The organism is Comamonas sp. Tr-654 (genome assembly GCF_011752915.1).
Taxonomy (GTDB): Bacteria; Pseudomonadota; Gammaproteobacteria; order Burkholderiales; family Burkholderiaceae_C; genus Comamonas.
Window position 1 is genome coordinate 222,011 of record NZ_VWWQ01000003.1, and the last position, 17,603, is coordinate 239,613.

Sequence of the window (17,603 nt, forward strand, 5' to 3'; positions counted from 1 at the left end):
GCCGGGCATCATGACCGATACGCAAAGTCTGCATTCCCTGCCCCTGTTCCCGCTGAACACGGTGCTGTTTCCCGAAGGCCTGCTGAGCCTGCAGGTCTTCGAGGTGCGTTATCTGGACATGATCCGCAAATGCCAGCATGCCGACGCCCCTTTCGGCGTGGTTGCGCTGCAGGCGGGACAGGAAGTGCGTAAGGCCGGCGCCCAGACCGAGCGCCTGCACTCGGAAGGCGTGCTGGCCCGCATCGCCCGGCTCGACTCGCCCCAGCCCGGGCTGCTGCATCTGCAATGCAGGGGAGCTCAGCGCTTTCACATCCAGCGCTGCTGGCAACTGCCGCATGGCCTGTGGGTGGCCGATGTCGCCATGCTGCCCGACGACCCCAAGGTCACTGTCCCCAAGCATTTGCTGAGCACCTCCCATGCGCTGGCTCAGGCCTTGCTGAATCTGCACGACCACGACCCCGATCACGCGCAGCTGCCCACGCCAGCGCAAATGCACGACTGTGCCTGGGTTGCCAATCGCTGGGCCGAGATGCTGCCGCTGCCGGTGCGGATCAAGCAGCAACTGATGACGCTGGACGCCCCGCTGCTGCGGCTGGAGCTGATCGCCGATGTGCTGGAGCAAAGCGGCATTACCGGATCGCGCCCGCAGGACAATGCCTGAAATCGCCTCCCCCCTTTGCTGACAATCAATAGATGCTACTTATTTAATAGCATATAGCTGACTTGCCCGAATGCAGCCTGAGCCATGGAGGCCGCATACCGCAGCTCCCGTCAGCGCTTTGCCCGGTCGCCTACCGCTGCTTCGGCAAAAAACTTAAAATCACCGGTTTCGGGCAGCTGCCATCTTGGCTGCCCCTTATTTCTGGCCTCCAACCGGCGCTTGTCGCTGGCGCTCTCTTTTCATGACTGAACAAAACACCTCTTCTGCGGCAGAAAACACCGCCCCTCAGGACGAAAACAAACTCATCGCCGAGCGCCGCGAAAAACTCAAAGCCCTGCGCGAGTCCTCCAAGGCCAATGGCGGCGTCGCCTTTCCCAACGACTTCAAGCCCGAGCACCGCGCCGCAGCCCTGATTGCAGAACACAGCGACAAGGATGCCGAAGCCCTGGACGCCGCGGCCATCGCCGTCAGCGTGGCGGGTCGCATGATGCTCAAGCGCGTGATGGGCAAGGCCAGCTTTGCCACCGTGCAGGACGCCACGGGCCGCATCCAGGCCTATGTCACCCGCGACGCTGTGGGTGAAGAGGTCTACGCCGATTTCAAGAAGTGGGATCTGGGCGACATCATCGCTGTCGAAGGTCAGTTGATGAAGACCAAGACCGGCGAGCTGTCGATCAAGGCCACGAAGATCCGCCTGCTCACCAAGAGCCTGCGCCCCATGCCCGACAAGTTCCATGGCATGGCCGACCTGGAGCAGAAGGTGCGCCAGCGCTATGTGGACCTGATGACCGACGAAGAAGCCCGCAAGCGCTTCGTGGCGCGCAGCAAGGCTGTGGCCGGCATCCGCGACTTCATGGTCGAACACGGCTTCCTGGAAGTCGAGACCCCCATGCTGCACCCCATTCCCGGCGGTGCCAATGCCAAGCCCTTCATCACCCACCACAATGCGCTGGATCAGGAGATGTATCTGCGCATCGCGCCCGAGTTGTATCTCAAGCGCCTGATCGTCGGTGGCTTCGAGCGTGTGTTCGAGATCAACCGCAACTTCCGCAACGAAGGTATTTCGGTACGCCACAACCCCGAGTTCACCATGATGGAGTTCTACGCGGCCTACTGGAACTACCAGGACCTGATGGACTACACCGAAAAGCTGATCCGCGATGCAGCCATCAAGGCCGTGGGCACGCTGGAGCTGAGCTACGGCGGCAAGCCTGTGGATCTGGCCAAGCCCTTCGAGCGCCTGACCATCCCCGAAGCCATCGTCAAGTACACCGAAGCCGGCGACAACGTGGCCAACCGCGAATGGCTGACCAATGCCCTGAAGAAGCTGGGCATGAAGGAAGACAAGGACAAGCTGTCCACCCGCACACTGGCCAGCCTGCAGGTGCTGTACTTCGAAGAGGTGGTGGAAGAGAAGCTGTGGAACCCCACCTTCATCATGGAACACCCCACCGAGATCTCGCCGCTGGCGCGTGCCAACGACGAGCGTCCCGAAGTGACCGAACGCTTCGAGCTCTACATCACCGGCCGCGAATTCGGCAACGGCTTCTCCGAGCTCAATGACGCAGAAGACCAGGCTGCCCGCTTCAATGCCCAGGTGGAAGCCAAGGACGGCGGCGACGACGAAGCCATGTACTTCGACCACGACTTTGTGCGCGCCCTGGAATACGGCATGCCTCCCACCGGCGGCTGCGGTATCGGTATCGACCGCTTCATGATGCTGCTGACCGACAGCGCCAGCATCCGTGACGTGATCCTGTTCCCCGCCCTGCGTCGCGAACAGTAAGCCTGAAAATTGATAGCTTTTAGCGCTTGACTGTCTTGGTTTTCAGATATTTTTATTACTGAAATCCAAGCAGAGAGAGCGCTACCTGCTATCAAAGAATTGGCAAAAACACAGGCTTTTCCCGGCAGACACCTGGAACCGATAGGATGATTCATCGGTTCCATGTCTCAAGGAGAGCGCCATGTGTCGTTGGCTGGCCTATACGGGCAATCCTGTTTCCCTGGAAACAATGCTGTTCCATGCTCGCCATTCACTGATCGACCAAAGCCTGCATTCGAGATTCGGAGCGACGACGACCAATGGCGATGGCTTCGGACTGGGCTGGTACCAGCACCCGCACGAGATGCCCTTTCGCTATCGCTGCATCCAGCCGGCCTGGCACGATCACAACCTGCGCGAGCTGTCGCGCGCCGTGTCGGCGCCCATGTTTCTCGCGCATGTTCGCGCGGCAACGCACACGCCGGTGCAGGAGACCAACTGCCATCCCTTCCGCCACCGGCGCTGGATGTTCATGCACAACGGCATGATCGAGGACTTTCCGCGGGTGAGGCGCGATCTGCTCGTGGCCATCGATCCGCAGTTCTTCAACTCGCTGGAAGGCTCGACGGACTCGGAGGCCATGTTCCTTCTGGCCATGAGCTTCGGGCTCGAGCACAGCCCTGTGCCGGCCATCGCACGCATGGCGGGCTTTGTCGAGGCAACGGCGCGCAGTCACGGAATAGCACACCCGCTCAGCATGACCGTGTGCGCCAGCGATGGCGAGCAACTGGTGGCCGTGCGCTACGCGAGCGAGGGCCAGTCGCCGCGCTCGCTCTATCACAGCACCTCCTTCAAGCATCTTCACGCGCTCTACCCCGACGACCCGCGCATTGCGGCCGTTGGCGACGATGCCTATCTGATCGTTTCCGAGCCGCTGGTCGATCTGCCGCTGGCCTGGGCCCAGGTGCCCGAGTCCACGGCAATCGTTGTGCGTGGCACGCAGATCGACTACCTGCCGTTCGCGCCCATTCAACCCTGAGGGCGCGTTCAGCCGCACAAACCCCGGAGCACGCTCATCCAATCACTGCAGGACATCTGGGCCGTGACTGCGGCCTCGACCCCGTGGCTATACTGGCCCACCATGCATATCCCTCAATACTGGGCGCAAGCGCGGCTGCGCCATGCAACCGGCCAACGCCACGGCGCGACCGTCCAGCGTTGGGGCTGGTCAGACCACAGCCAGCAGGAAGCCGAGAACCATGCGCAGCAACGGGCCCTGCAAGCGCTGGACGCCGTGCTGGCCGCTCCCACGCAACGCCACCTCGATGCGGATTTCGAGCGCATGGAATGGCGTGGTGAATACGGTCTGGACGGCGGCACGCCCATTCGCGAAGAGGTGCTGGAGCGGCGTGATGAATCCGTCATGACCCGCAACAGCTATGGCGCACACTGCCTGAACACAGAGCATGTGGCCATTGCCGATATCGACTTTCCACAGCAGAAAAAGCCCGCCCGCTTCCCTCTCATCTCGTCGCTGCTGCTGGCCCTGGCCCTGCCCTGGCTGTGGGTGACCCCGCTGACCTGGAGTCTGGGTGCTGCGGTGTTGATGCTGCTGGTGGCCGGCATCGGCCTGGTCTTCTGGTCGGGCCTCAAGCAATGGCTGCATGCCCGCCAGGCGCAACGCGACAATGCCCGGCAGCCACCGCCTGTCGATCTTGCGCTGGCCAAGATTCAGGCGTTCTCCGCCAGCCACCCCGACTGGGGCCTGCGCGTCTACGAAACACCCAAGGGTTTGCGCGTCATCGTCACCCACGCCGCATTCAGCCCCTCCTCTCCCGAGGTTCAGGCGCTGTTCCTGCAACTCGAGGTCGACCCGCTGTATGCCATGCTGTGCCAGCAGCAGCAGTGCTTTCGCGCTCGCGTCAGCGGAAAACCCTGGCGCATGGGGCTGAATGGCCTGTCCACTCAGGAAAGGCGCTGGCCCCTGCCTGCCGCCTCCCAGGCTTCGCGCCAGCAGTGGGTGTCGGACTATGAGGCCAGATCGGCGCAGTTCGCAGCCTGTCGCTATATCGAACAGCTGGGCGCGACGACGCAGTGCTCGGCGGCGCAGACTTTTGTGCTCTGGCACGATGAAAGCAGCAAGGCCCACTCCACCCTTGCATTGGCCTGAGTCTCTCCGTGACCATTCGCAAAGCCTGTTGCCCTAAACCGGCGTATAAAGTAACAATATATTTCCCGGCACATGCCTGAACTACAGATGCGTCCGACCCTGATCTTCCTCCCATGACAGCTCTGCCATCTTCTGCATCAGCTTTGTCTGCCATCGAATCCAGTGGGGCACGGTTCTCGGCACCCGATTCTGCGACCCCGTTCTCCGTGCTGGTTGTCGAGGATCAGGCCGTCATGCGCGCTGCCCTGGTGACCGAACTGCGCCAGGCCGGTGTGACGCACGTGCTGGAAGCCGAAAACGGCCGCACCGCGCTGGCACTGTTTCGCAGCGAAAGACCCGACCTGGTGCTGCTGGACATCCGCCTTCCCGGCGAGGACGGTTACTGGGTCGCTCGTCAGCTGCGCGAGGCCGAACCCGGCGAATGGACGCCCATCATCTTTCTCTCCGGGCTGGATAACGACCTGGACGTCTGGCGCGGCATTGAAGCGGGTGGCGACGACTATCTGGTCAAACCCGTCAAGCCCATTGTGCTGGTCGCCAAACTGCGTGCCATGCGCCGCCTGCTGGATATGCGTCGCCGCCTCGTCTCCGTATCTGCAGAGCTGCATCTGGCGAATCAGAAACTCAACGAGATGGTGGAGCTCGATGCGCTCACGGGCCTAGTCAACCGCAGAGGACTGGACCGCATGCTGCATGCCGAAATTGCGGCGGCAAGGCGCGAGAGCAGGCCGCTGACGCTGATGCTTTGCGACCTCGATCACTTCAAGCATTTCAACGATACCTACGGCCATGTCCAGGGCGACGAATGCCTCAAGCAGGTCGGGCGTCTGCTGCGCGAAGTCTGCGTGCGTCCGCGCGACATCGCCGCACGCTACGGCGGTGAAGAGTTTGCCCTGATCCTGCCAAACACCCCGCGCTCCGGCTCGATGACGTTCGCGCGTGCGCTTGGCCAGATGCTCAAGTTCCTCAAGATTCGTCCGCCAGGCACGACAGAAGACATTCCGCTGACCCTCTCCGGCGGCATCACCACCTGCATTCCCGACGAACACACCAGCGCCGAATCCATGCTGATGCGTGCCGACGAAGCCCTGTACGCTGCCAAGACGCAAGGGCGCAACCGCTTCTTCAGCTTCGAAATGCAGATGGACACCATAGAGCAAAGGCAGATCTAGTCGTCCATGGGGGCAGCGTTGCCGCTCTGGCTGCTGCTGCCTGGAGCCTGCAAGGTCGACACTTGTCAGCTCCGCTCTCAAGAGACGCTAGGATTGACGCATTGTCCTGTCAGACCCTTTGGGTCTGACCTCTGCCGTTTTTCTCGAGTGACTGGTTATGCGTCGTCTTCAAATGCACCTGCCCGATTGGATGCAGGACTGGCTTGAAATCCTGATTCCCGGGATTCAGATCTTTCTCATCATCCTGGTCGCCTGGCTGATCAACTGGCTCATCAAGCGCATCATCTCGCGCGCGGGCAAGGCCTATGACCTGCCGCATGAGCTGCTCATGCCGTTGCGCGGCGTGTTTCGCTGGATCATCATCGCCGCCGCCGTGCTGGCGATTCTCGAGCGCCTGGGCATGTCGGCCACCGTGCTCTGGACGGCCTTCACCGGCTTTGCCACCGTGGGCGCCGTTGCATTCTTCGCGGCCTGGAGCGTGCTCTCCAACCTGTTCTGTGCGCTGTTGATCGTCACCGTCGGCCCCTTCAGGCTGGGCGACTATATCGAGGTACTCGACACCGCCGAGAAGCCCGGAGCCAAGGGCCGCGTGATCGACCTCAACATGCTCTACATCACCTTGCAGGATGACAGCGCACCGGCGGGCATGCCCAATCTGCTGCAGATCCCCAACTCCCTGATCTTCCAGCGTGTCATTCGCCGCTGGAAAGGCGGCATGCCGGTGGTGACGGAAAACACGCCGGCCACCAGCCATGAGGAAGCTAGCGCCGTAGCCATCACCACTCCTGACGGCAGCGCCGCTGCTTCACGCTGAGACCGGCTGATACCTGGCCTCCATGCAAAAGGGCTTCCTGAGAAGCCCTTTTTTGATTCCTTGACAGGTCACCTCAAGGCAGGCGCGGCTTGACCTTGCTGGCGGCCAGCTTGGCATTCACGCGGGCCTGCTCCACATCGCCAGCACGTGCCAGGGCCACGCCCATGCGACGCTTGACGAAACTCTCGGGCTTGCCGAAGAGGCGCAGATCGGTATCGGGCACGGCCAGGGCCTGATCCACGCCATCAAACACCAGGCCTTCGGCATCCTGACCGCCGTAGATCACGGCACTGGCACCTGGGTTGCGCAGGCTGGCATCCACAGGCAGACCCAGAATCGCGCGGGCATGCAACTCGAACTCGCTTTGCCACTGCGTGCACAGCGTCACCAGCCCCGTGTCATGAGGACGCGGCGAGACTTCGCTGAACCAGACCTGCTCGCCCTTCACAAACAGTTCCACGCCGAACAGGCCCAGGCCGCCGAGGTCGTCGGTGACGGCCTTGGCAATCTGGCGCGATTTCTCGAGCGCGGCAGGGTGCATGGGGTGAGGCTGCCAGCTCTCCACATAGTCGCCTGCCTGCTGGATATGGCCTACGGGGTCGCAGAAATGGGTTTCGATCCGGCCGTCCACCCCCTTGGCGCGCACGGTGAGCTGGGTGATTTCGTAATCAAAGTCGATAAAGCCTTCGACGATCACGCGGCCCTTGGCCACACGGCCGCCGGCCATGGCGTAATCCCAGGCCTTGGCCACATCGGCCGGGTCGTCGATCTTGCTCTGACCCTTGCCCGAGCTGCTCATCACGGGCTTGACCACGCAGGGGTAGCCGATGGCGGGCTGGCCGTCGCTGCCGTCGATCGCGGCTTGCAGCTCGGCCAGAGAATCGCAGAAACGGTAGGGACTGGTGGGCAGACCCAGGGTTTCAGCGGCCAGACGGCGAATACCTTCACGGTCCATGGTCAGACGCGCGGCGCGGGCCGTGGGAATGCAGGTGATGACGCCTGCGGCCTCCAGCTCTTCCAGCATGGGCGTGGCAATGGCCTCTATCTCTGGCACGACCAGATCGGGCTTGACCTCTTCGATCAGCGCCTTGAGCTGGCCCGGATCGCTCATGGTAATGGTGCGCGCATGGTGGGCCACCTGCTGGCCAGGCGCGTTTTCATAGCGGTCCACGGCAATGGTTTCCACGCCCAGGCGCTGCAGGGCAATCAGCACTTCCTTGCCCAGCTCGCCGCTGCCCAGCAGCATGACTTTGGTGGCATTGGGGGAGAGAGGGGTTCCTAGGGTGGTCATGGTTGCATCCTGCATATATGGGGCCAAGCCCCCGATCATAGGCGAGCAGGCAAGCCTCTCGTGACTGCAGCTTGGCAATTCGGCCGCTTTCAGCGCCGAGCTATGAAGCGCATGGCGCGGCTGATTGAAGATTCAGTGCGGCATCGGCGAGTAATGCTCGATGCGGCAGGCGCCGCGATTCTTGCATTGCCCGTCCAGATAGCGGTAGCGTACCGTCACGGCAGCACCCGGGCTGGGCCACTGCCTGCGCGGCAGCTCGCTTTGATAGTCCGCCGTTTCGGGCCTGAAGCTCAGCGCCGTGCCTGGTTGCGGACATTCGGCATCGCCGCTGGCCTTGGCTTCGAGCACGCGGGTCTGCAGCGCGCGGCCACCGCTTTGCTTTTCTCGCACCTGCACCTTGAGATCGCAGATCTGCCAGTCAGCAGCCTGGGCAAAAGCGGCGCAGGCTGTCAAAGCCGCCGCGATCAGAATTCGGAAAAGAGTCATCTGCCTACCTGCAAGTGAGTGGTGTTCATGGGCCAGCATCTCTACCAAATAGATAGCTTCAATCGCTTTAAGAAAAAGGGATTGAGGCCAATATCTTGGAATTTTTCGGTGGGTATCAGTGCGTCAGACCCACAGCCTTGCCGCCACGCTGCGGAATGCTTCCCGCGTCGAATCGCATCTCGGAAGTCCAGACCGCATCGTCCCAGACCCAGGGACTGCTGGCCTGCTCCAGACCCAGCACATGCACGCCGCTCAGATCCTTGACGCGTTCCTTGAGCCAGTCGATCTGGTCGCTGCGTACAAACACCAGGCAGGCAATCTCCCAGTCGGGCTGCGTGATGCCCAGGCCGTGCAGCTGCGACAACAGCGGGGCATACCATTTCTCGACCCGCTCGTTGAGACGGTTGACCAGCGCCAGCGGATAGCCGGAAGCCGATACCTCGACCACATAGACCTGGCGACGGGCCGGGCGCAATGCCACGAAAGCCGGACATTGCCAGCCATCGGCCACCTCGTACTTGGGGGCCACAAAAGTCTCACCGTTGGCCGTGAGCAGCTGCATCACGGCTTCTTCATGTCGGTCCATGCTGAATTTCTCCGGCGCGCCGAAAGTGCGCGCAGGCTCACACCTTAGCGCAGCTCAGGCCTCGCCAAAGCAAATTCCGATATCGCGCGCCATGGTCAGCAGCGGGCTGTCCAGCGGCACGGTGCGCTGGGTATTGGCCACATCGGCAATCGCCACACTACCGATGCGGCCGTTCTGCAGCGTGACCATATGGCCCAGTTGGCCGTCCAGCACCAGTTGCGCCGCATGGTGGCCGAACTGCGTGGCCAGCACCCGGTCAAACGGCGTCGGATCGCCGCCGCGCTGCACATGCCCCAGCACCGTGGCGCGCACCTCGCTCTGGAGATGGGGTTGCAGGCGCTCGCGCAGCACATGGCCGACGCCGCCCAGGCGCACGGGGTCCGGACTGTGCGCAATCCGCTCGCGCACCGTCAGGCTCTGGCCGCTTTCCTTGGCCCCCTCGCCGATGCAGATGATGGTGTAGCGCTGGCGCCGCTCGCGCTCCTGACAGACCTTGATGATGGACTGCAGGTCGTAATCGATCTCGGGCAGCAAAATGATGTCGGCAGCACCGGCAATGCCGGACTCCAGCGCCAGCCAGCCCGCGTGGCGGCCCATGGTCTCCACGATCATCACCCGGTGGTGGCTCATGGCGGTGCTCTCGATGCGGCGCAGGCTTTCGGTCACCGTGGCCACGGCCGTGTCGAAGCCGAAGCTGCGCTCGCAGTTGGCAATGTCGTTATCGATGGTCTTGGGCACGCCCACGCATTGCAGTCCCACCTGCGCCAGGCCATGAGCCAGACTCATGGTGCCATCACCGCCGATGGCGACCACTACATCCAGTGCCAGTTCCTTGACATTGCGCCCCACCTGGGCCAGCGTGGCCGCATCGCGCAATGGATTGGCGCTATTGCTGGTGCCCAGGATGGTGCCGCCGATATGCAGAATGCCGCTGACCTCGTCCCAGCTCAGCGCTCTGACGCGCGGGCTCGCATCCATCAGCCCTTCAAAGCCGTCGGCAATGCCCAGTACCTCGCACTGGCCATGATTGATCAGGGACTTGGTGACCGCACGGATCACCGCATTGAGGCCGGGGCAATCGCCGCCACCGGTCAGCACACCAACGCGCATGGGCTCGCTCTCCAAAGATTCTCGAATGCACATCATCCCACGAGAAAGTCGCGGCCAGAGCCTCCCGGGCCTGCACTGCGGTTGAGACTGCCTGTCCTCAAACCTGCCTGCTTCAGCGGCTCCCGGGCAGGTCGGCCTCCCGGATCCCTTGCTGCGGCTGAAGCAGCCAGCGGGCCGTGTGGAACTCCGTCACGCTGTCGCGGTGCGCCACCGAAACCAATGCCCCGCCTTTGCTTTGCACCAGTTGCACCAGCCGGCTGTAGATCTTCGCTTCGGCGGCATTGTCCAGCGCGCTCGTGGCCTCGTCCGCAAACACCCAGGCCGGGCGCTTGAGCAAGACCCGCGCCACGGACAGCCGCTGCTGCTCACCTCCCGACAGGCTGCTATTCCAGGCCGCCTGGCTGTCCAGCCGCTCCTGCAACTGCGGCAGCTGCGCTTCGCGCAAGACCTGTTTGAGCTCGGCATCGCTGTAGCTTGCCGCCGGCTCCGGATAGGCCAGGGCATCGCGCAGGCTGCCGTCGGGAAAATAGGGACGCTGAGGAATGAACATCGCGTCCCGAGGCCGCTCCACCTGACCTCGCGCATAGGGCCAGATGCCGGCAAACGCCCGCAGCAAGGTCGACTTGCCGCTGCCCGAAGGCCCGCTGATCAGCAGCCTCTGACCCGGGCGTATCTGAAGCTCGGCGTCCGCCACGATCGGGCTTCCTGCGGGCAGGGACACATCGAGATTCCGGGTCTGCAACTGGTTAGACGCTGCAAGCTGCACGCCGACCGGATGCTCCTCCTGCTCGTGCAGACTCTCGTCAAAACCGGCCAGACGCAAGGTCGTGGCCCGCCAGGCGGCGATATCGGAGTAGTTGTTGACGATCCAGCTCAGCGAGTCCTGCACCTGATTGAAGGCCGAGCCTATCTGCATGAGCTGACCCAGCTGGATAGCACCGCTGAAAAAACGCGGTGCGGCAATAATGAAGGGAAAGACCACGGCCGCCTGGCCGAAGAAATTGGTAAACCAGCCCAGGCTCTTCTGCTTCTTGATCAGGTTCAGGTAGTTGCTCAGCGCGTCTCCGAAACGCAGGCCGATCTGCGCCCCCTCGACGCGCTCGCCACCGTCCAGGGCGATGGCTTCGGCGTGCTCGCGCACACGGATCAGGTGGTGGCGGAAATTGGCCTCCAGCTGCTGCTGGCGGCTGTTGAGCCAGACCTGTGGTTTGCCGATCCAGAAGGTGATTGCACTGCCGACCAGGCAATACAGCACCGCCATCCAGACCATGAAACCGGAAACCTGCAGCTGCCCGCCACCGAACAAGGCCGGCAGACCGATATCGACGACGGAACTCAGGCTCCACAGAATGCCGACGAAGCTCACAAAGGTGACGGCCGCATTCAGCAGCCCCATGGACAGCGACACGCTATAGGTGGTGAAAAGATTCAGGTCCTCCTGAATCCGCTGGTCGGGGTTGTCGGGGGCCTTGGCATTGCCGTCCACGCCATAGCGCCCCAGTTCCAGCCGGTAGAACGCCTTGGCCGACAGCCAGCGCTGCAACATGTGCTCGGTCAGCCAGCGCCGCCAGTTGAGCTGCAGCAACTGCGTCAGATAGAACTTGTAGACCGCGATGACGATATACGCCAGGGCCAGCCAGAGAAAGCGCCAGAGCTGCTGCCAGAACACCTCGGCCTGCTTGTTCTGCAATGCGTCATAGAACACCCGGTTCCATTCATTGATCTGCACCAGCATGAACACCGCGGCGAGATTGAGGCCCACGATGGCGGCCAGCAGCCCCCAGGCCTTCCATTTCTCCTCGGACTGGAAATAGGGCCGGGTCAGCGAAAAGGCCTGGCGCAGCACGCCTGGCCGATGTTTGCGGGACTCAGCTCCCGGGCTCTTGGAAGTCATGCAGGCTTTCGGTGATTCATGAACAACTGGCGCCGCGGCGATGCCGCTGCCAGGCTCCTGAGCTCACCCTAAGCCGGTTAACTGAGGCCAGACTTAAATGCAGGTAGCCGCCCTGCCCGGCCTTCGGAAGACATAAAAAATCCGCTGCCCTTGCGTCAAAGGCAGCGGATGGCTGGGCCGGCTCAGTGCCGCCTAGGGCAACAGATCCAGCGCCTGCAGATAGGCAGGCTGGCGCATCAGATCGTCCCAGGCCTGGGGCTCGGTGTCGGGCAGCAGCGAGACACGGCGCGATTCGGAGTCGATATCGGGCACCCAGCGGCCATCGCGCAGCGCGGCATCCATGCCGTCCAGCAACTCGTCCACATGCTCGCCCAGGCCCAGGCTCTGGTTGCACAGCAGCACCATGTCGCAGCCCGCATTCAGGGCGGTCAGCGCAGCATCGGTGTAGCTGATGAGTTCGCCGTCAATGCGGCGCGCGCCCTCCATGCTGAGGTCGTCGCTGAAGATGGCTCCGTCATAGCGCAGACGGGCGCGCAGGATGTCCTTGAGCCATTTCTCGCTGAAGCCCGCGGGGCGCTTGTCCACCTTGGGATAGATCACATGAGCGGGCATGACGGCGGTAAGCACGCTGGAGAGCCAGGGGTACGGTGCGGCGTCTTCGTCGAGAATGGCCGTCAGGCTGCGCTTGTCGACGGGAATGTCCACATGCGAATCGGCCTTCACAAAGCCGTGACCGGGGAAATGCTTGCCGCAATTGCCCATGCCGGCCTGCAGCAGACCCTGCATCAGGCTCTTGGCCAGAGCCGTCACCACCCGCGGGTCGCGGTGAAAGCTGCGGTCACCGATGACCGAGGATTCGCCATAGTCCAGATCCAGCACGGGCGTGAAGCTGAAATCCACACCGCAGGCACGCAACTCCGTACCCAGCACGTAGCCGGCGGCCGTGGCGGCGTTCATGGCGCGCATGGCGCCGCTGCCTTCGCGGTGCTTTTTGCCCTTACCGTCATCCATCCACATCTCGCCAAAGGCACGCATCGGCGGGATATGCGTGAAGCCATCGGTGCGAAAGCGCTGTACGCGGCCGCCCTCGTGGTCCACGCTGATCAGCAGGTCGGGCTTGACGGCCTTGATATCGGCACACAGCTGGACCAGCGCGCTGCGGTCCTCCCAGTTGCGCTTGAAGAGAATGATGCCGCCCACCAGAGGATGGGCCAGGCGTGCGCGGTCCACATCGGTCAGCGATGTACCTGCGATATCGATGATGAGAGGGGCGTGCATGCTCATGATGTACTTTGTTTTTGATAGCTGCTAGCGCTTATCCATTAAGTGCCAGCAGCATATTTCATTCTTTTCTTTCGACGACGCAAAAGCTGGCTGCGTAGTCGGATTCATCGGTGACGGACAGGTGCGCCGTCAGATTGTTTTTCTCAAACCACTCCTTGAGTTCTCCATGCAGACGAATCGCAGGCTGGCCGCTGGGCAGTTTGATGACTTCGCAATGGCGCCAGGTCATGGGCATGACCATGCCCATTCCCACGGCCTTGCTGAACGCTTCCTTGGCCGAAAAGCGCGTGGCCATATAGCGGATGCCGCGCTCGGGCCAGCGCTCGCTGCGCGCCTTCCAGGTCGCCAGTTCGCCATCGGCCAGAACCTTGCGCGCAAAGCGCTCGCCATGCTTTTCCAGGCTTGCGCGTATGCGGCGCACATCGCAGATATCGGTGCCGATGCCGTAAATCATCCATGACTCCTTATAGAGAAAAAGGCCTTAAACGCTTACCCACAAAGCGCTAGCAGCTATCTTTTCAGGAATTCTTGCCTGCCATGCCAGCGTCGATGCAGGCCTGATAGGCCTTGACGGTCTCGGCGTAGCCCAGCTCCAGTGCATCGGCAATCAGGGCGTGGCCGATGGAGACTTCGGCGAGACCCGGCACCTGCGCCACAAAGGCGGCCAGATTGTCGCGGTTCAGGTCATGGCCGGCATTGATACCCAGCCCGGCGTCCAGCGCGGCCTGCGCGGCCCTGGCATAGGCTTGCAGTTGCTGCTCCTGCTCGGCCTTGCCCCAATTGGCGGCAAAGGGCTCGGTGTAGAGCTCCACGCGGTCGGCACCTACGGCCTTGGCTGCCGCCATCTGCTCGGGGATCGGATCCATGAACAGGCTCACGCGCACGCCTAGCGCCTTGCATTCGGCAATCAGCGGCTGGAGGCGTTCGGCATCCTGGGGAAAGCTCCAGCCATGGTCGCTGGTGAACTGGTCTTCGCTGTCCGGCACGAAGGTGGCCTGATGCGGACGCGTCTGGCGGATGAAATCCATCAGATTCTGCGTGGGATTGCCTTCGATATTGAATTCGGCCTCAGGCCAGCTCTTGAGCAGCTCGTGCAGCTCGAACACATCCTGCGCACGGATATGGCGCTCGTCGGGGCGCGGGTGAATGGTGATGCCCTGCGCTCCCGCTTCAAGGCAGATCTGCGCCGCACGCGTCACCGATGGAATGCCCAGATGGCGGGTATTGCGCAGCAGCGCCACCTTGTTGACATTGACCGAAAGCGCGGTGCGGGGGGAGGCAGAGGTATTCATAGCGATTGCAGATCCATCATCAGCTGGCGGGTGCGCAGCATGGTTGAGCCGCAATGGTATTGCAGAAGATGGCGCAATTGCGGCTTCAAGGCCTGGGCCACTTCGGGCTCGGCCAGTGCGTTCAGGGTTCGCGGAAATGGCTGCTCGGCCTGTAGCGCCAGCTCTATGCCCTGCCACTGCTGGCCGCTCAGCGCCGCGCGCTCGTAACCAGCGGCCTGGCGCAGGCCTCCATCGGCCACCAGGGTATAGCGCAAAACACTGTTGACCTGGCTGAGCGTTGCGCTTTCCTGCCGCAGATCGGGCAGATGGCCGAGTTCGCGCAGCAGCACCAGCTCGAAGGCACGCAGCACAGGCTCGATGGCCTCGGTCGTGCCGCCATGCTGGCCCGCCAACACGCGCACCACCCCTGCATAGATGTCGAACAGCGCCGCATACGGGTCATCACGCGCCAGCAGGCGCAGCAGCAGCTCGTTCAGGTACATGCCCGACCACAGTGCATCGCCCTGGGGCATGACATGGCCGCCCGCCCATTCAGCGCCCTTGAGCGTGTGAATCTCGGCATTGCCCTCCGCCCCCAGCGTGTAGCTGAGCTTGAGCGGCTGCAGCGGCAGCAGCACAGGGCGAAAGTTGGAGGTATGACGCTTGACGCCCTTGGCCGCGAGCGCCACGCGCCCGCGATGGCGCGTGAACACCTCCAGGATCAGACTGGATTCGCTCCAGTCGTACTGGTGCAGGATATATGCGGGCTCGTCGCCGACGCGTTTGGCGCTAGCCATGACTTGCTCCGTACCACAACAAAAATGTGAAGGGGGCGGTTTTGCCGCCGGGTCGCCCCAAGGCAAAACCCGGCCTAAGCCGGGTCATGGCCCCCTTGGGGGGCAGCGGGCACACGCAGTGAGCGAGCGTAGGGGTCAAAAAGTTTTACTCGTAGCCGAAGGATTTGACCCGGGCCTCGTCATCAGCCCAACCGGACTTGACCTTGACCCAGACTTCCAGGAACACCTTGGCGTTGAGCAGCTTTTCCAGCTCCTGACGGGTTTCGGTGGAGATGCGCTTGAGGCGCTCGCCGCCCTGGCCGATCACCATGGCCTTGTGGCCGTCGCGCTCGACCACGATGGTGGCTGCAACGCGCATGAAGCGGCCAAACTTGGGGCTGGGCTCCTCCTCGAACTTGTCGATGACCACGGTGGAGGTATAAGGCAGCTCGTCGCCCGTGAAGCGAAACAGCTTCTCGCGCAGGGTCTCGGAAGCCAGGAACTTCTCGCTGCGGTCGGTCAGTTCATCCTCGCCGTAGAACCAGGGCTGCTGCGGCAGGTATTTGGCGCAAATGCCATACATGCGCTCGATATCCTTTTTGTTCTTGGCCGACATGGGCACGAACTCGGCAAAAGGATGGCGCTCCTGCATATCGCGCAGCCAGGGGGCGATCTCGGCGCGGCGACCCACGGTGTCGAGCTTGTTGGCGATCAAGAGCGTGGGAATGCCGGGCTTGAACAGGCTCAGCACCTTGGCATCGGCCAGCGTGAAGCTGCCCGCCTCCACCACGAACAGGATCAGGTCCACATCGCCGATCGCGCCCATCACGGTCTTGTTGAGCGACTTGTTCAGGGCAGTGGAATGCTTGGTCTGGAAACCGGGGGTATCCACAAAGACAAACTGGGTCTCGTCCTTGGTGCGGATGCCGGTGATGCGGTGGCGCGTGGTCTGGGCCTTGCGCGAGGTGATGGAGATCTTCTGGCCCACCAGCGCGTTCATCAGCGTGGACTTGCCCACATTGGGCTTGCCGACGATGGCGATCAGGCCGCAGCGCTGCTCTTCGGGCGCGTAGACGCGTGCCGGAGCCTCTTCCTCCTGGTCGCGGATGGCGGTCGGCGTGCTACCGGGCTTGGCAGCGGCCAGCATGGCGCTGATGTAGTCCAGGCTGGGGTCGCTGATATCGGTAGTCACAGACTTGGGGCCCTTTTGGCCCTTGGCTTTTTCTGCACCTGCGGTGCCCGCTATCTTTTTCTTAGCAGCATCGGTCATGGATTTTTGGCTTTCACTTTTTCCAGCAAGGCAGCGGCGGCTGCCTGCTCGCCCATGCGACGGGATGCTCCCGAGCCCTGGGCGCTGATATTCCATTCGGCAATCGTGCACTCGACCTTGAAGGTCTGCTTGTGCGCCGCGCCACTGATTTCCACCACATGGTATTGCGGCAGCTTCATGCGCTTGCCCTGTAGCAATTCCTGCAGTGCGGTCTTGGGGTCTTTGTCGGCCGCACGCATATGGGGGTTGATGTCCACGCCCTCGAAGAGGTGGTGGACGACTTTCTCGCCTGCGGCAAAGCCGGCATCGAGGTAGACGGCGCCGATCAGCGCCTCCACGGCATCGGCCAGGATGGACGGGCGCTGCTTGCCACCGGACTTGGCCTCACCTTCGCCCAGACGCAGCAGATCAGGCAGCTGCAGCTTCAGCGCGATCTTGTGCAGCGTGCCTTCCTTGACGAGATTGGCCCGAACACGCGAGAGATCGCCTTCGGGCATGGAGGCCAGCTTGGCATAGAGCAAGCTGGAGATGGCCAGACTGAGCACCGAGTCGCCCAGAAACTCCAGTCGCTCGTTGTTGTCGGCCGAAAAGCTGCGGTGCGTGATGGCACGCTGCAGCAGCGCCGGGTTGGCAAATTGATGTTGCAGCCTTTGCTGCAGAGCGACTAGAGCAGGTTCCACCTGAAAGGTCTATTTCTTGAAACGGTAAACAAGGTAGGCAGGGCCTGCCAGATGAATCTCACGGGAATACTCGAAGCCCACGACGATCTTGTCGTTGACCTTGGTCACGTTCAGATCGTTGCCGGTGATGGACTTGAAGTCATCAATGGAGGCCGAACGATCGAAGCTGGCCTTGACTTCGGCAACGGTACTGCCTTCAGCGGCGGCCTTGTTGGCCGCCTTGGTGATGGCCTGGTACTCCAGGAAGACGGGCACCGATTGTGCGCCAATTGCGGCAACTGCCACGATGATGGCCACGAGAAACACCAGACCGATGAAGGACAGACCACGCTGCCTGGAGCGCATTGCCAGATTTTTCATGCTTTTCCCCTCT

Annotated in this window: 18 protein-coding genes; 6 read left to right on the forward strand and 12 right to left on the reverse strand. The window is 62.4% G+C overall.

The window, feature by feature from the left end; all coding sequences use genetic code 11:
- The first annotated feature begins 10 nt into the window (after positions 1 to 10).
- The 6 genes from F3J24_RS10685 to F3J24_RS10710 all read left to right on the forward strand — a co-directional run bounded on the left by F3J24_RS10685 (position 11) and on the right by F3J24_RS10710 (position 6,582).
- On the forward strand, positions 11 to 661 hold the full coding sequence (locus tag F3J24_RS10685; protein ID WP_167005727.1) for an LON peptidase substrate-binding domain-containing protein: 651 nt from the start codon (positions 11 to 13) through the stop codon (positions 659 to 661).
- A 241-nt stretch (positions 662 to 902) separates the two neighbouring features.
- On the forward strand, positions 903 to 2,447 hold the full coding sequence (gene lysS, locus F3J24_RS10690; protein WP_167005730.1) for a lysine--tRNA ligase: 1,545 nt from the start codon (positions 903 to 905) through the stop codon (positions 2,445 to 2,447).
- A gap of 181 nt (positions 2,448 to 2,628) precedes the next feature.
- Positions 2,629 to 3,465: a class II glutamine amidotransferase gene (locus tag F3J24_RS10695; RefSeq protein ID WP_167005733.1), complete on the forward strand. Its 837-nt coding sequence runs from the start codon at positions 2,629 to 2,631 to the stop codon at positions 3,463 to 3,465.
- Between the two features lie 102 nt (positions 3,466 to 3,567).
- Positions 3,568 to 4,596 carry a hypothetical protein gene (locus F3J24_RS10700; RefSeq protein WP_167005736.1) on the forward strand — a complete coding sequence of 343 codons (1,029 nt, stop codon included), beginning with the start codon at positions 3,568 to 3,570 and terminating at the stop codon, positions 4,594 to 4,596.
- 113 nt (positions 4,597 to 4,709) lie between these two features.
- Positions 4,710 to 5,768 carry a diguanylate cyclase domain-containing protein gene (locus F3J24_RS10705; protein WP_167005739.1) on the forward strand — a complete coding sequence of 353 codons (1,059 nt, stop codon included), beginning with the start codon at positions 4,710 to 4,712 and terminating at the stop codon, positions 5,766 to 5,768.
- 157 nt (positions 5,769 to 5,925) lie between these two features.
- On the forward strand, positions 5,926 to 6,582 hold the full coding sequence (locus F3J24_RS10710; RefSeq protein ID WP_205244714.1) for a mechanosensitive ion channel family protein: 657 nt from the start codon (positions 5,926 to 5,928) through the stop codon (positions 6,580 to 6,582).
- A 73-nt stretch (positions 6,583 to 6,655) separates the two neighbouring features.
- Here F3J24_RS10710 and purT read toward each other — a convergent pair whose 3' ends face one another.
- The 12 genes from purT to F3J24_RS10770 form a co-directional block, all read right to left on the reverse strand.
- The gene (gene purT, locus F3J24_RS10715) at positions 6,656 to 7,873 is read right to left on the reverse strand and encodes a formate-dependent phosphoribosylglycinamide formyltransferase (protein WP_167005742.1); all 1,218 of its coding nucleotides are present in this window, start codon (positions 7,871 to 7,873) and stop codon (positions 6,656 to 6,658) included.
- Between the two features lie 132 nt (positions 7,874 to 8,005).
- Entirely contained in the window at positions 8,006 to 8,359 is a 354-nt protein-coding gene (locus F3J24_RS10720) for a hypothetical protein (RefSeq protein ID WP_167005745.1), read from the reverse strand.
- Between the two features lie 115 nt (positions 8,360 to 8,474).
- Positions 8,475 to 8,945 carry a hypothetical protein gene (locus F3J24_RS10725; RefSeq protein ID WP_003057958.1) on the reverse strand — a complete coding sequence of 157 codons (471 nt, stop codon included), beginning with the start codon at positions 8,943 to 8,945 and terminating at the stop codon, positions 8,475 to 8,477.
- A gap of 54 nt (positions 8,946 to 8,999) precedes the next feature.
- Positions 9,000 to 10,055, reverse strand: a complete 1,056-nt coding sequence (locus F3J24_RS10730; protein ID WP_167005747.1) for a 6-phosphofructokinase — start codon at positions 10,053 to 10,055, stop codon at positions 9,000 to 9,002.
- Between the two features lie 112 nt (positions 10,056 to 10,167).
- Entirely contained in the window at positions 10,168 to 11,949 is a 1,782-nt protein-coding gene (locus F3J24_RS10735; RefSeq protein ID WP_167005750.1) for an ABC transporter ATP-binding protein/permease, read from the reverse strand.
- Between the two features lie 192 nt (positions 11,950 to 12,141).
- Positions 12,142 to 13,233: a beta-N-acetylhexosaminidase gene (gene nagZ / locus F3J24_RS10740; protein WP_167005752.1), complete on the reverse strand. Its 1,092-nt coding sequence runs from the start codon at positions 13,231 to 13,233 to the stop codon at positions 12,142 to 12,144.
- Positions 13,234 to 13,291: 58 nt separating this feature from the next.
- Positions 13,292 to 13,687, reverse strand: coding sequence for a holo-ACP synthase (acpS, locus tag F3J24_RS10745; protein WP_003064212.1), 396 nt, complete (start codon positions 13,685 to 13,687; stop codon positions 13,292 to 13,294).
- Between the two features lie 64 nt (positions 13,688 to 13,751).
- On the reverse strand, positions 13,752 to 14,525 hold the full coding sequence (locus tag F3J24_RS10750) for a pyridoxine 5'-phosphate synthase (protein ID WP_167005755.1): 774 nt from the start codon (positions 14,523 to 14,525) through the stop codon (positions 13,752 to 13,754).
- The gene (gene recO, locus F3J24_RS10755) at positions 14,522 to 15,301 is read right to left on the reverse strand and encodes a DNA repair protein RecO (RefSeq protein ID WP_167005758.1); all 780 of its coding nucleotides are present in this window, start codon (positions 15,299 to 15,301) and stop codon (positions 14,522 to 14,524) included. Before recO ends, F3J24_RS10750 begins: the two co-directional genes overlap by 4 nt.
- Positions 15,302 to 15,446: 145 nt before the next feature.
- Complete coding sequence (era, locus tag F3J24_RS10760) at positions 15,447 to 16,550, reverse strand: GTPase Era (RefSeq protein WP_003057966.1); 1,104 nt, start codon at positions 16,548 to 16,550, stop codon at positions 15,447 to 15,449.
- Positions 16,547 to 17,230, reverse strand: a complete 684-nt coding sequence (gene rnc, locus F3J24_RS10765; RefSeq protein WP_003057967.1) for a ribonuclease III — start codon at positions 17,228 to 17,230, stop codon at positions 16,547 to 16,549. The genes era and rnc overlap by 4 nt, the downstream gene beginning before the upstream one ends.
- Before the next feature lie 9 nt (positions 17,231 to 17,239).
- Positions 17,240 to 17,590, reverse strand: a complete 351-nt coding sequence (locus F3J24_RS10770; protein WP_167005760.1) for a DUF4845 domain-containing protein — start codon at positions 17,588 to 17,590, stop codon at positions 17,240 to 17,242.
- Positions 17,591 to 17,603: the final 13 nt, after the last annotated feature.

Bases quoted from the DNA above. Each gene is read 5' to 3' on its own strand.
- F3J24_RS10685 (WP_167005727.1), top strand. From the start codon at position 11: ATGACCGATACGCAAAGTCTGCATTCCCTGCCCCTGTTCCCGCTGAAC.
- lysS (WP_167005730.1), top strand. From the start codon at position 903: ATGACTGAACAAAACACCTCTTCTGCGGCAGAAAACACCGCCCCTCAG.
- F3J24_RS10695 (WP_167005733.1), top strand. From the start codon at position 2,629: ATGTGTCGTTGGCTGGCCTATACGGGCAATCCTGTTTCCCTGGAAACA.
- F3J24_RS10700 (WP_167005736.1), top strand. From the start codon at position 3,568: ATGCATATCCCTCAATACTGGGCGCAAGCGCGGCTGCGCCATGCAACC.
- F3J24_RS10705 (WP_167005739.1), top strand. From the start codon at position 4,710: ATGACAGCTCTGCCATCTTCTGCATCAGCTTTGTCTGCCATCGAATCC.
- F3J24_RS10710 (WP_205244714.1), top strand. From the start codon at position 5,926: ATGCGTCGTCTTCAAATGCACCTGCCCGATTGGATGCAGGACTGGCTT.
- purT (WP_167005742.1), bottom strand. From the start codon at position 7,873: ATGACCACCCTAGGAACCCCTCTCTCCCCCAATGCCACCAAAGTCATG.
- F3J24_RS10720 (WP_167005745.1), bottom strand. From the start codon at position 8,359: ATGACTCTTTTCCGAATTCTGATCGCGGCGGCTTTGACAGCCTGCGCC.
- F3J24_RS10725 (WP_003057958.1), bottom strand. From the start codon at position 8,945: ATGGACCGACATGAAGAAGCCGTGATGCAGCTGCTCACGGCCAACGGT.
- F3J24_RS10730 (WP_167005747.1), bottom strand. From the start codon at position 10,055: ATGCGCGTTGGTGTGCTGACCGGTGGCGGCGATTGCCCCGGCCTCAAT.
- F3J24_RS10735 (WP_167005750.1), bottom strand. From the start codon at position 11,949: ATGACTTCCAAGAGCCCGGGAGCTGAGTCCCGCAAACATCGGCCAGGC.
- nagZ (WP_167005752.1), bottom strand. From the start codon at position 13,233: ATGAGCATGCACGCCCCTCTCATCATCGATATCGCAGGTACATCGCTG.
- acpS (WP_003064212.1), bottom strand. From the start codon at position 13,687: ATGATTTACGGCATCGGCACCGATATCTGCGATGTGCGCCGCATACGC.
- F3J24_RS10750 (WP_167005755.1), bottom strand. From the start codon at position 14,525: ATGAATACCTCTGCCTCCCCCCGCACCGCGCTTTCGGTCAATGTCAAC.
- recO (WP_167005758.1), bottom strand. From the start codon at position 15,301: ATGGCTAGCGCCAAACGCGTCGGCGACGAGCCCGCATATATCCTGCAC.
- era (WP_003057966.1), bottom strand. From the start codon at position 16,550: ATGACCGATGCTGCTAAGAAAAAGATAGCGGGCACCGCAGGTGCAGAA.
- F3J24_RS10770 (WP_167005760.1), bottom strand. From the start codon at position 17,590: ATGAAAAATCTGGCAATGCGCTCCAGGCAGCGTGGTCTGTCCTTCATC.